This is a genomic window from Phenylobacterium sp. (assembly GCF_031181185.1).
In the GTDB taxonomy this organism is placed as follows: domain Bacteria; phylum Pseudomonadota; class Alphaproteobacteria; order Caulobacterales; family Caulobacteraceae; genus Phenylobacterium.
The window spans coordinates 1-11,783 of record NZ_JAPSKZ010000114.1; the positions used below are offsets into that span (position 1 = coordinate 1).

Below are 11,783 nucleotides of genomic sequence, written 5' to 3' on the forward strand. Positions count from 1 at the left end.
CCTGCATACCATTTTTTTATGCCCCAGCTCTCCGGGATGTCGTGCATGCGGCGGTAGAACTTGGCCCGGTCGTTCATCCAGCTGGCGAAGACCGCGCCGATGGCGCCCCACAGCTGGGCGTGCGGATCCTGCGGGAACGGCTGGCCGAGGTCGCCTTCCACGGCGCGCTTGTAGTCGGCGACGACCGATTCCCAGTCCTCGGCGGTCAGGTCGGTGTCGACGCGGGCGTCCAGCCGGTCCTTATGCTCGTCGAGGATCTCTTCGAACATGTGGTGGTCCAGGCCCAGCACCACGTTCGAGTACATCTGGATGAAACGGCGATAGCTGTCGAAGGCGAAGCGCCGGTCGCCGGAGAGCTTGGCCAGCCCCTCCACCGTCTCGTCGTTCAGGCCGAGGTTGAGGACCGTGTCCATCATGCCGGGCATCGAGGCCCGCGCGCCCGAGCGCACCGAGACCAGCAGCGGGTTGCCGGCGTCGCCGAAGGCCTTGCCGGTCAGCTCCTCGACCTTCTTCAGGCCGGCGGCCACCTGTTCCTTCAGGTCGGCCGGGTACTGCCGCTCGTTGGCGTAGTAGTGGACGCAGGCCTCGGTGGTGATGGTGAAGCCGGGAGGCACCGGAAGGCCCAGGGACGACATCTCGGCCAGGTTGGCGCCCTTGCCCCCCAGCAGGTTCTTCATCGAGGCGTCGCCGTCCGCCCCGCCGCCGCCGAAGGCATAGACCCACCGCGTCTTCACCATCGTGTCGGCCATCATCCTTCACCTCCACCAGCCCGGCGACCGCCGGGGAAATCAGCCTGTAACCTGCGAGAAGTCCGCCACGCGCCCCATGGCGTCGCGAACCTTGGCAAGAAGGCGCAACCGGTTGTCCCGTTCCGCCGGATCGTCCGAGTTCACGAGGACCTTGTCGAAGAACGCATCGACCGGCCCGCGCAGCTTCGAGAGCTCGGCCATCGCGCCGCCGAAGTCCTCGGCGTCGATCAGGCTGTCCAGCTTTCCGTCCAACGCCTCAACGGCGGCGACCAGGGCGGCCTCCTCGGCCGGGCTGGACGACATACGGGCAGGCTCGCCGGTCGGCAGAGCGCCCTTCTTCTCCTCGGCCTTGAGGATGTTTACGGCACGCTTGTAGCCGGCCAGCAGGTTCGCCCCGTCCTCGGTCTTGAGGAAGGCGTCCAGCGCATTCACGCGCGCCACCACGCGGACCAGGTCGTCGTCGCCCAGGGCGAACACCGCCGCCACCAGGTCGTGCCGCTGGCCCCGATCCCGCAGCCACACCTCCAGCCGGTCGGCGAAGAACGCCACGATCTCGTCGGCCACCTCGTGGTAGGGCCGGAACTCGAACAGGACCTCGCCCTTCGGCTTCTCGCGTTCCAGACGGTCGAAGACCAGGTCGACCTCCTGATCCATGGCGACGACCTGCGCGCGCCCTTCCAGCAGCGCCTCGTCGAACTCGCGCAGGTAGGTGTCGAACTCCTGGCTCTTCTGCCGCCCGCGGGCGCCCAGGTGAGCGGTCAGCTTGGGCGTGGAGACCCACAGCGCCCGGCCCGGATCCACGAAGCAGCGCAGCGACCCGTACCAGTCGGCGACCGCTTGGCGCAGCGGCACGCGCAACTCCGAACCCAGCACGATCCGGATGACGCCCAGCGCCGCACGCCGCAGGGCGAACGGATCGCGCGAACCCGTAGGCTTCTCGCCGATGGCGAAGAAGGCCGTCAGCGTGTCCAGCTTGTCGGCCAGCGCCACGGCCATCGTGACCGGGCGGTCCGGAACCTCGTCGCTGGCGCCCACCGGCTTGTAGTGGTCGCGGATCGCCTCGGCGACCAGCGGGGATAGCCCCTCGGCCTCGGCGTAGTAGCCGCCCATGACCCCCTGCAGCTCGGGGAACTCGCCGACAACGCCCGAGACCAGGTCGGCCTTGGCCAGGCGCGCGGCGAGCTTAGCCTTGCCGATGTCTGCGCCCACCCGCGGCGCGAGCGCCGCCGTCATCATCTCGATCCGCTCGACGCGCTCGTACATGGCGCCGAGCTTGGCGTGGAAGGTGACGCCCTTCAGTTTCTCCAGGCGGTCTTGCAGCTTCGTCTTGCGGTCCTCGTTCCAGAAGAACCTGGCGTCCGACAGGCGGGCCGAGAGCACCTTGGCGTTGCCCCTGGCGATGATCTCGCCGCCGTCCTTGGCCTGGATGTTGGCCACCGTCAGGAAATGCGGCGCGAGCTTGCCGGTCCGTGGGTCGCGCACGGCGAAGTAGCGCTGGTGCACCCGCATGGAGGTGCGGATCACCTCGGGCGGCAGATCCAGGAAGGCCGGGTCCATGTCGCCGAGCACCGGCACGGGCCACTCGACCAGGCCCGCCACCTCGTCCAGCAGGCCGGCGTCCTCGACGAGTTCGAGGTTGCGCGCGAAACAGGCCGTCTTGGCCGTCTCGAGGATCTTCTCCTTCCGCTCCTCGACGTCGAGCACGACGTGGCGGTCGGCGAGCCCCTTGGCGTAGCCGTCGAAGTCCTTCACGGCGAACGGCTTGCCGTCGCTCATGAAGCGGTGACCCTCGGTCAGGTCGCCGCTCTCGATGCCCTCGACGTTGAACGGCACGACCTGGCCGTCGAAGACGCACAGGATGCGCCGCAGCGGCCGCACCCAGCGCAGCTTGCTCGTCCCAGAGACCATCGACTTCGGCCACGGGAAGGTCCGCAGGATCGCCTCGACCATCTCGGCCACGATCTCGGGCGTGGGGCGGCCGGGCTTGTGCACGTGGGCGAAGTAGACGCCGTCGCGCTCGGTCAGCTGGTCCTGGGTCAGTCCGGTCTTGCGCAGGAAGCCTTCAAGCGCCTGGGGCGGCGCACCCACCTTGGGGCCCTTCAGCTCCTCGTGGCGGTCCTTCTGCGCCGGCGGCAGGCCCTCGGCCACCAGCGTCAGGCGCCGCGCGCCGGCGAAGGTCTTCAGCGCCTCGGGGATCAGCCCCTCGGCCGCCAGCTTCTCGCGCGCCATGCGCTCCAGGTCGCGCGCGGCGGCAGCCTGCATGCGCGCGGGGATCTCTTCCGAGAGCAGTTCAAGCAGGAGTTGGGGCATGGCTTAGACGTTCGCCCCTTGGCTCTCGACCCAGGCTTCGGCGCACAGTTTGCACAGGTCCCGGATGCGGCCGATGTAACTCTGCCGCTCGGCCACGGCGATCGCGCCGCGGGCGTCCATGATGTTGAACAGGTGGCTGGCCTTCAGCACATGGTCGTAGGCGGGCAGCACCAGCGGCTGGCCCTGGCGGCCCTTCGAGCCGACGATCCGCCGGACCTCGGTCTCCATTTCCTCGAACTGCTTCTTCAGGACCTCGACGTTGGCGACTTCCAGTTCGAAGGCCGAGAACTGCTGCTCGTTGGCGAGATAGACGTCGCCGTACTTGAACTCGTCGTTGAACTGCAGGTCGTACACGCTTTCCTTGTTCTGCAGGTACAGCGACAGGCGCTCCAGGCCGTAGGTCAGCTCGCCGGCCACCGGGAACACGTCCAGGCCGCCTACTTGCTGGAAGTAGGTGTACTGGGTGATCTCCATCCCGTCGCACCAGACTTCCCAGCCCAGGCCCCAGGCGCCGACGGTCGGGTTCTCCCAGTCGTCCTCCACGAAGCGGATGTCGTGCAGCAGCGGGTCGATGCCGATCGCTTCCAGCGAGCCGAGGTACAGCTCCTGCAGGTTCGGCGGGTTCGGCTTCAGGATCACCTGGTATTGGTGATGCTGGTGCAGCCGGTTCGGGTTCTCGCCATAACGCCCGTCGGCGGGCCGCCGCGAGGGCTGCACATAGGCCACCTTCCACGGCTTGGGGCCCAGGGTGCGGATCACCGTCATCGGCGAGAGCGTGCCCGCGCCGACTTCCACGTCATAGGGCTGCAGGATCATGCAGCCCTGACGGCTCCAATAGTCGTGCAGTTTCAGGATCAGGCCCTGAAACGAAAGCGGCGCGTCAGACATGAAAAATGGGCTTGTTCGCAGGCGCAAAAAAAGTCGGCGGACCATAGGGCCCGCCGACCTCGGCTTCAAGCCGCGCCCCGCGTGGTTTTCGGGGGCGCGGGTCGTTCGGAAGCCTAGTTGCCCCGGGCGGCCGTCATCTTGCCGGCCCGCGACATCGGCTGGCCGTACTTGCGGCGATTCTCCGGGGTGTCCGGCACCGGGCCGTTGGTGACCATCGTCGTCGTGACACTGGCGCCCTGGCCGAAGCTCGTAGCCGACGTGGCCGTGGCGCCGGTCGAAGCGCTGGTGTCCGTCGAGGCGGTCGTGCCCGAGACCGAGGTCGACGACGAGGCGCCGGCGTCGGTCGACGTGCTGGTCGAGCCCACGGTCGAACCGGTCGTCGAACCCGTCGTCGAACCGGTGCTCGTCGAGGTGTCGCTCGTGGGCGTCGACGGGCTGGTCGTCGTCTGCTGGTCCGGCGTCGCGGACGAGGTGGACTGGGCCATGGCGGCGCCGGCCATGAGGGCCGAGGCCGCCGCTGCGGTGGCGAGGATCTTGAGGGTCATAGGTCAGAACTCCTGATTGCCTGGACGTCCGTCGCCCCACCCCGGTGTTGGCAGAAGCTTTACTGCTGAGACCCCGAATTGGTTCCCTGAGCCTGACCAGCGGTGGCTCCCGACGCCTCGCCCGCGCCGGGCGTCAGCACCCGGTCGACGACGTGCAGCAAGCCGCTGCCGGTGCGGATGTCCGACTGCACGATGGTGGCGCCGTCCGCCTTCAGGGCCGCCTCGTCGCTGCCGTCCAGCAGGATCTGGTCGCCGGCGCCCGAGGGGACCGGGCCGCGCGCGCCCTTGATCTTGGTCGAGTCGACCGGCGCGTTGATCACGTGGTGCAGGATGAACTTCTGCATCGCGGCCTTGTCGGTCTGCAGCTTCTGCAGCTCGGCCGCCGGCAGCGCCTGGAAGGCCGCGTCGGTGGGCGCGAAGACCGTCAGGTTCTTGTTGGACTTCAGCAGGCCGGTGAGGTTCGTGGCGTCGGCGCCCTTGATGAAGGTGTTGAACTGCCCGGCCGCCTTGAGCGTGTCGATCAGGTCCCCCTTGGGAGCCACCTGGACAGCGCTCGTCGAGGCGGGCGCCGCGGCGCCGGTGGCCGGCGTGGCTTCGGCCACGGCGCGAGCCGTACCCTGCGGTTGCGTCTTCGCAGGCGCGTCCGACGTCGGCTTGCCGGTGGCGGCCTTCGCCTGCGCTTCGGTCTTGGCGGTCGCGGTCGTCTGGGCCAGGGCGGGCGACGCGATCAGGGCGGCGACGGCGGCGGCGGAAAGCAGGCGGTTCAGCGACATACTGTAATCCTCATCTCAATAATGCGGGTGGCCCGAGAGCTCCGCTGTAAGCGGGCGAACTCGTTCCCACTACGCACGGCAATGGGGCGAGTTTCCGGCCTTCACGGGCTCGTGACGCCCGCGGCCGGGCCTCACGCAAATCCGACGCGTCAGCGTGCTGTCAAGGCAAAGCTCCATGACGCTCGAGCCCGTGATCTGCCCAAATCCGCGGCGCCGGCCCAGGGCGGCGCCCAGCAAACAGGCGCAAGCGGCGTTCTTTCCCCGATCCGTCCCCCCGCTGTCCGCGCCCGACCGGCCTGGCCCTAGCGTCGGGCCGACCGCTGCGCAGGGGGTTTCGACGTCCGCGGCGGTCTCGAACGAACAACGGGGGCAGGCCCGCCCACGAGGGCCGGACGCGGGAGCGAGCGGATGAAACTCATCATGGCGATCGTCAAACCCTTCAAGCTGGACGACGTGCGCGAAGCGCTGGTCGCGGCCGGCGTCGAGGGGCTGACGGTTTCGGAGGTCAAGGGCTACGGCCGGCAGAAGGGTCAGACCGAGATCTATCGGGGGGCCGAGTACCAGATCAACTTCCTGCCCAAGGTGAAGCTCGAGGCCGTGGTCGACGACGCCGCGGCCGGCAAGGCCGTGGAGGCCATCAAGGCCGCCGCCGCCACCGGCAAGATCGGCGACGGCAAGATCTTCGTCCTCGACGTCTCGGAGGCGGTTCGCATCCGGACGGGCGAGACCGGCGCGGCCGCGCTCTAATGAGACAAGGGGACAAGCTCATGAAATTCCTGGGAACGCACAGGCTGGCCGGGCTCGCGCTCGCCGCCCTGATCGCAGCCGCGCCGCTGGCGGCCGCCCCTGCCCTGGCGCAGGAGGCGGCGCCCGCCGCCGCGCCCGCCGAGGTTGCGCCGGCGCCCGAGGCCGCTGCGGCGCCCGCTGCCGAGGCCGCGCCCGCCGAAGCCCCGGCCGAGACCGCCGCGGCGCCTGCGCCGGACAAGGGCGACACGACCTGGATGCTCGTCTCCACCGTCCTGGTGCTGCTGATGATCCTGCCGGGGCTCGCCCTCTTCTACGGCGGCCTGGTCCGCCAGAAGAACATGCTCTCGATGCTGATGCAGGTGTCGATCGTCACCGTCATCGGCATGATGGCCTGGGCCTTCTGGGGCTACAGCCTGGCCTTCACCGACGGCGGCGGCGTCAACAAGTTCGTGGGCGGCTTCGGCAAGCTGTTCCTGAACGGCGCCGTCTATGGCGCCGACGGGGCCTTCACCAACGTCGAGACCTTCTCGCGCGACGTGGTGATCCCCGAGATCGTCTTCGTCTGCTTCCAGATGACCTTCGCCTGCATCACCGCCGCCCTCGTGCTGGGCGGCGTAGCCGAGCGGATGAAGTTCGCCGCGGTGGTGGTGTTCGCGATCCTCTGGCCGCTGCTGTCCTACTATCCGATGGCGCACATGACCTGGTGGTGGGCCGGGGCGACCTCGGCCTTCGGCCAGACGGCGGACGACCTCGTGGCCGGCGCCGGCCAGATCTGGGCCTTCGGCGCGCTGGACTTCGCGGGCGGCACGGTGGTGCACATCAACGCCGGGATCGCCGCGCTGGTGGGCGCCCTGATCCTGGGGCCGCGCAAGGGCTACCGCTCCGAGCCGATGCCGCCGCACTCGCTGACGCTGACGCTGGTGGGCGCCGGCCTCCTGTGGGTGGGCTGGTTCGGCTTCAACGCCGGCTCGAACCTGGAAGCCAACGGCTACGCAGGCCTGGCGATGGTCAACACCCTGCTGGCCACCGCCGCGGCCGGCTTCTCCTGGGCCGTCACCGAGTGGGTGACGCGGAAGAAGGCCTCGATGCTGGGCCTGGCCTCGGGTCTCGTCGCCGGCCTGGTGGCGGTGACGCCAGCCGCCGGCTTTGCGGGCCCTGTCGGCTCGATCGTGCTGGGCCTGATCGTCTCGCCGATCTGCGTCATCTTCTGCTCGGCCATCAAGAACGCGCTCAAGTACGACGACAGCCTGGACGCCTTCGGCATCCATGCGGTGGGCGGCATCGTGGGCGCCATCGCGACCGGCGTCCTCGTGAACCCGGCGCTGGGCGGCGCGGGCGTCGTCGACTTCACCAACGGCGCGGTCGGCTATGACGCGGGCGTCCAGATCATGGCCCAGATCAAGGCCGTGGCGCTGGCCATCGTCTGGTCGGCGGTCGCCTCGGCGATCGTGTTCACCCTGATCAAGTTCACCGTGGGCCTGCGGGTCTCGGCCGACACCGAAGAGGAAGGCCTGGACATCGTCGAGCACGGGGAGCGCGCCTACCACTCCTGATCTCGGGGGAGAGCTCGGGCCCGGCTACGGCCGCGCCCGGGCAATCGGGAGTGTCGCGGGAGCCCTCCGGGGCTCCCGTTTCGTTTGGGCTCAGGCCCAGGGGCCGCCCAGGCGGCAGCGGCGGACCCACCAGCTGGGCGCCAGCGCCTCCAGCCGCTCGGCCAGGCCCTCGGCCTCGATGTCCGAGGCGCACAGGGCAAAACAGGTCCCGCCTGAGCCGGACACCCGCGCCAGCAGGGTCTCGGGCTCGCCGCGCAGGGTCTCCAGCACGGTCCCGACGTCCGAGGCCACGGCCACCGCCGCGTCTTCCAGGTCGTTGCGCAGGCCCGCCAGCCAGGCGGCCGTCTCCTGAGAACTCTCCAGCCGGTCCGGCATCGGCGGCCGCTCGACGGCGCCGAACGCCCGGTCCGCGTCCAGCCGGCGATACACCTCGGGCGTCGAGACGGCCACGCCCGGATTGACCAGCACCGCGTCCAGCACCGGCAGCTCGGGCGCGGGCGACAGCCGCTCGCCGTAACCCTCGGCGATCACCGGCCGGCCCCAGAGGCACGCCGCCCCGTCGGCGCCCAGGCTGGCGGCCACCGCCTCCAGCCGCTCGTCACTGACGGGCAGTCCCAGTTCGTCGCGCATCAGCCGAAGCGCCGCGCCCGCATCGCTGGACCCGCCCCCCAGGCCGCTCGCCACCGGCAGCCGCTTCTCCAGCCGGAAGCCCACGGGCGGGACCGGCCGCCGCGCCTCAGCGATCAGCGCGCGCGCCGCCTTCAGCACCAGGTTGTCGCCCTCGCCCGACAAGCCGCGGGCGAACGGGCCATCCACCACCAGGTCCATCGCGTCGGCTGCGGCCAGACTCAGCCGGTCGCCAAAATCGGCGAAGGCCATCAGGCTGCAGAGCGGGTGGTAGCCGGTCGCGTCCGGCGGGCCGACGTGCAGGAACAGGTTGACCTTGGCCGGCGCCAGCGTGGTCGTCACTGGGTCGCCAGCTTCGGCGCCTGCGGCCCCAGGCCCGAGGCCAGCTTCCGCTCGGCGTCGCCCTTGATCTTGGCGTCGGGGTTGAGCGTCAGCACCCGCCGCCACTGGAAGACGGCCTCGTCCTTGCGCCCGACCATCCAGTAGGCGTCGCCCAGGTGGTTGTTGATCTCGGGGTCGCCGGCTTCGAGCTCGACCGCCTGCTCCAGCTTCTCGACGGCGGTCTTGTAGTCGCCGAGCCGGTAGTAGGCCCAGCCCAGGCTGTCGATCATGGCGCCCGAGCGCGGGTTGGCCGCGACGGCCTTCTCGACCATGGCCATGGCCTCCTTCAACCGCTCGCCGCGGTCGATCCAGGAATAGCCCAGGAAGTTCAGCAGCTCGGGCTCCTCGGGACGCAGTTTCAGCGCCGCCAGCAGGTCGGCCTCGGCCTCGGTCCAGCGGTTCAACTGGCTCAGCGCCGCGCCGCGCGCGTAGTACAGCCGCCAGTCCGGCGTCGGCGACTCGCCGATCAGCTGGCCCAGCATCTGGATGGATTCCTCGTACTGCTCGTTGGCGCGCAGCAGGTCCGACAGGGTGAGGCGCGCGTCCGCATCGCCCGTGGCCGCCGCTGCGCGGGCCAGTTTCAGGGCCGTCTCCTTCTGGCCGTCCTGCTGGTAGCTCCAGGCGAGCTTGGCCTGGGCGGCGCCGTATTCGGGCGAGCCGGGCTTCGGCTTGGAATAGGCCGCCCGCGCGTTCTCGGCGTCGCCGGCGCTCTGCAGGACGTCGCCCACCATCAGCCAGACGTCGTTACGCTGCGGGTCCAGCCGGAGCGCCAGGCGCAGGTAAGCTAGGCCGATCTGCCCCTGCTTGGCCGCGATCATGGTGGCCGCCGGCGCCAGCATGGCCAGCGCCGCGCCTTCCTTCACCGACGGCGCCTGGGGCGCCGACTTGCCCGCCGCGGCCCGCGTCCGGGCGGTCTTCAGGCCGATGCTGGTCGGATTGCGCGCCAGGGCCGCGTCGTACAGCTTCACCGCGTCGGCCCGGCGGCCGCGCCGCTCGAGGAATCCGCCGTAGCCCAGCACCACCAGTTCGGACGGCGCCTCGCCGGCCATCAGCGCCTTGAAGTCCGTCTCGGCCTCATCGAAGCGCTTGGCGCGCTCGTAGAGGTAGGCCTGTCCCAGTTGGCCGAAGTAATCGACGGTCGTGTCGCCGCGCACCTGCGGGCGGACCAGCGAGGCCTCGGTGTCACCGGCCTGGGCCGCGGCCCAGGGCGCCAGCAGCGCGGCGGCCGACCGGTGGGGGAAGCCGATGGCGTCGCCGGCCAGCTGCTCCTGCGCGGCCTTGCCCTTGCCGTCGGCGATCAGCTCGACCGCCTTCACCAGCCGCCCCATGCGCTTGCCGGGCTCGGACGCGGTCGGGCCGTCGGGCGCAAGCGCGGCCGCCTTGTCCACGTCGCCCGCCAGGAGCGCGGCGGTGAAGGCCCGTTCGGCGACGGTGGCCTCGTCGCCGCTCTGGGCGCGGGCGAGCTCCAGGAACCGCGCGGCCTCGTCGCTGCGGCCCTCGTTCAGCGCGGCGTTGCCGGCCAGGAACATGCCATAGGCGGTATCGGCCGCCGCCGTGGGCGCGCCGGGGATGTCCAGCTCAGGCGGGGCGCCGCCGGAGGAGGCGCAGGCGCCCAGCAGGGCGAGCGGGGCGACGAAGGCGAGGAGGCGAAGACGCATCGTACGAGCTTGGGCGCTCAGCCCGGCCGCCGCAAGGGGCGGCCGGCGCGCGGGCGGGCAAAACCCGCCCGGCCGCTACATGTTCGGATAGTTCGGTCCGTCGCCGCCCTGGGGCGTGGTCCAGTCGATGTTCTGCGACGGGTCCTTGATGTCGCACGTCTTGCAGTGGACGCAGTTCTGGAAGTTGATCTGGAACTTCGGGTTGTTCCCCTGCTCGTCGTACAGCACCTCGTACACCCCGGCCGGGCAGTAGAGCCGCGCCGGCTCGCCATACTTCGGCAGGTTCACCGCGATCGGCACCGACGGGTCGCGCAGCTTCAGGTGCGCCGGCTGGTTCTCGTCGTGGTTGGTGTTGGACAGGAAGACGCTGGAAAGCTTGTCGAAGCTCAGCACCCCGTCCGGCTTCGGATAGACGATCGGCTTGAAGTCCTTGGCCGCGGCGGTGGATTCCGCGTCGCCCTTGGTGTGCTTCAGCGTGCCGAAGAACGAGAAGCCGCCCAGCAGGTGGGTGGTCCACATGTCGAACATGCCGACCGCGCCGCCGATCTTGGTGCCGAACTTCGACAGCATCGGCTTGGCGTTGCGGACGATGCTCAGTTCCTTCTTCACCCACGACCGATCGAAGGCTTCCTTGTACTCGACCAGTTCGTCGCCCGAGCGGCCGGCGGCGATCGCCGCGGCGGCCGCTTCGGCCGCCATGATGCCGCTCTTGATCGCGTTGTGGCTGCCCTTGATGCGCGGCACGTTCACGAAGCCGGCGCTGTCGCCCAGCAGGACCCCGCCCGGGAAGTGCAGGCGCGGAATCGACTGCAGGCCGCCTTCGCTGATCGCGCGGGCGCCGTAGGCGATCCGCTTGCCGCCCGTCAGGTACTGGGCGACCTCCGGGTGATGCTTCCAGCGCTGGAACTCGTCGAAGGGCGACAGCCACGGATTCTGGTAGTTCAGGTGCACCACGTAGCCCAGGGCCACATAGTTGTCCCCGAAGTGGTACATGAAGCTGCCGCCGCCGGTCTTGTCGTCCAGCGGCCAGCCCGTGGTGTGGACGGCCAGGCCCGGCTGGAACACCTCGTCCGGAACCTGCCACAGCTCCTTGATGCCGATGCCGTACTTCTCGGGATTGGCGTCCTTGCACAGGCCGAACTTGTGCTTCAGCACCTTGGCCAGCGAGCCGCGCACGCCCTCGCCGATGAACACGTACTTGCCGTGCAGTTCGACGCCGGGCTGGTAGTCGGGACCCGGGCCCTCCTTGGTCATGCCGAACACGCCGGCGACCACGCCCTTCACCTCGCCGTTCGGGCCGAACACCAGGTCCGAAGCGGCCATGCCCGGATAGACCTCGACGCCCAGGCCTTCCGCCTGCTGCGCCAGCCAGCGGCAGACGTTGCCGAGGCTGGCGATATAGTTGCCGTGGTTGTTCATGAACGGCGGCATCATGAACATCGGCAGGTCCAGGCTGCCCTGCGGCCCCAGCAGCGTGAACTTGTCCTTGGTGACCGGCGTCTCGAGCGGCGCGCCCAGTTCCTTCCAGTTCGGGAACAGCTCGCTGATGCCC

Annotated in this window: 10 protein-coding genes; 3 read left to right on the forward strand and 7 right to left on the reverse strand. The window is 69.8% G+C overall.

What is annotated here, in order from left to right:
- From RIF93_RS13900 to RIF93_RS13910, 3 genes are all read right to left on the reverse strand, one after another.
- Window positions 1-752, reverse strand: a 752-nt coding sequence (locus RIF93_RS13900; RefSeq protein WP_309092049.1) for a PEP/pyruvate-binding domain-containing protein, incomplete at its 3' end; no start/stop codon positions are given.
- Window positions 753-788: 36 nt separating this feature from the next.
- Window positions 789-3,059, reverse strand: coding sequence for a glycine--tRNA ligase subunit beta (gene glyS, locus RIF93_RS13905; protein ID WP_309092050.1), 2,271 nt, complete (start codon window positions 3,057-3,059; stop codon window positions 789-791).
- Between the two features lie 3 nt (window positions 3,060-3,062).
- On the reverse strand, window positions 3,063-3,947 hold the full coding sequence (locus RIF93_RS13910) for a glycine--tRNA ligase subunit alpha (RefSeq protein ID WP_309092051.1): 885 nt from the start codon (window positions 3,945-3,947) through the stop codon (window positions 3,063-3,065).
- A gap of 117 nt (window positions 3,948-4,064) precedes the next feature.
- Here RIF93_RS13910 and RIF93_RS13915 point away from each other — a divergent pair, with 117 nt between their 5' ends.
- The gene (locus RIF93_RS13915) at window positions 4,065-4,508 is read left to right on the forward strand and encodes a hypothetical protein (RefSeq protein WP_309092052.1); all 444 of its coding nucleotides are present in this window, start codon (window positions 4,065-4,067) and stop codon (window positions 4,506-4,508) included.
- A gap of 43 nt (window positions 4,509-4,551) precedes the next feature.
- On the opposite strand, the gene RIF93_RS13920 is transcribed toward RIF93_RS13915, so the two are convergent.
- Window positions 4,552-5,265 (reverse strand): fasciclin domain-containing protein, encoded by a 714-nt coding sequence (locus RIF93_RS13920; RefSeq protein ID WP_309092053.1) that lies wholly within the window; start codon window positions 5,263-5,265, stop codon window positions 4,552-4,554.
- Window positions 5,266-5,673: 408 nt separating this feature from the next.
- Between RIF93_RS13920 and RIF93_RS13925 the strand changes: the two genes are divergently transcribed.
- The gene (locus RIF93_RS13925; protein WP_293456860.1) at window positions 5,674-6,012 is read left to right on the forward strand and encodes a P-II family nitrogen regulator; all 339 of its coding nucleotides are present in this window, start codon (window positions 5,674-5,676) and stop codon (window positions 6,010-6,012) included.
- A 20-nt stretch (window positions 6,013-6,032) separates the two neighbouring features.
- Window positions 6,033-7,565 (forward strand): ammonium transporter, encoded by a 1,533-nt coding sequence (locus tag RIF93_RS13930; protein ID WP_309092054.1) that lies wholly within the window; start codon window positions 6,033-6,035, stop codon window positions 7,563-7,565.
- Window positions 7,566-7,655: 90 nt separating this feature from the next.
- On the opposite strand, the gene RIF93_RS13935 is transcribed toward RIF93_RS13930, so the two are convergent.
- The 3 genes from RIF93_RS13935 to RIF93_RS13945 all read right to left on the reverse strand — a co-directional run.
- On the reverse strand, window positions 7,656-8,534 hold the full coding sequence (locus RIF93_RS13935) for a 4-(cytidine 5'-diphospho)-2-C-methyl-D-erythritol kinase (RefSeq protein ID WP_309092055.1): 879 nt from the start codon (window positions 8,532-8,534) through the stop codon (window positions 7,656-7,658).
- Window positions 8,531-10,231 carry a tetratricopeptide repeat protein gene (locus RIF93_RS13940; protein ID WP_309092056.1) on the reverse strand — a complete coding sequence of 567 codons (1,701 nt, stop codon included), beginning with the start codon at window positions 10,229-10,231 and terminating at the stop codon, window positions 8,531-8,533. The genes RIF93_RS13935 and RIF93_RS13940 overlap by 4 nt, the downstream gene beginning before the upstream one ends.
- Before the next feature lie 75 nt (window positions 10,232-10,306).
- A partial coding sequence (locus RIF93_RS13945) for an electron transfer flavoprotein-ubiquinone oxidoreductase (RefSeq protein ID WP_309092057.1) occupies window positions 10,307-11,783 on the reverse strand: 1,477 nt, incomplete at its 5' end.

Bases quoted from the DNA above. Each gene is read 5' to 3' on its own strand.
- RIF93_RS13910 (WP_309092051.1), bottom strand. From the start codon at position 3,947: ATGTCTGACGCGCCGCTTTCGTTTCAGGGCCTGATCCTGAAACTGCAC.
- RIF93_RS13920 (WP_309092053.1), bottom strand. From the start codon at position 5,265: ATGTCGCTGAACCGCCTGCTTTCCGCCGCCGCCGTCGCCGCCCTGATC.
- RIF93_RS13925 (WP_293456860.1), top strand. From the start codon at position 5,674: ATGAAACTCATCATGGCGATCGTCAAACCCTTCAAGCTGGACGACGTG.
- RIF93_RS13930 (WP_309092054.1), top strand. From the start codon at position 6,033: ATGAAATTCCTGGGAACGCACAGGCTGGCCGGGCTCGCGCTCGCCGCC.
- glyS (WP_309092050.1), bottom strand. From the start codon at position 3,059: ATGCCCCAACTCCTGCTTGAACTGCTCTCGGAAGAGATCCCCGCGCGC.
- RIF93_RS13940 (WP_309092056.1), bottom strand. From the start codon at position 10,231: ATGCGTCTTCGCCTCCTCGCCTTCGTCGCCCCGCTCGCCCTGCTGGGC.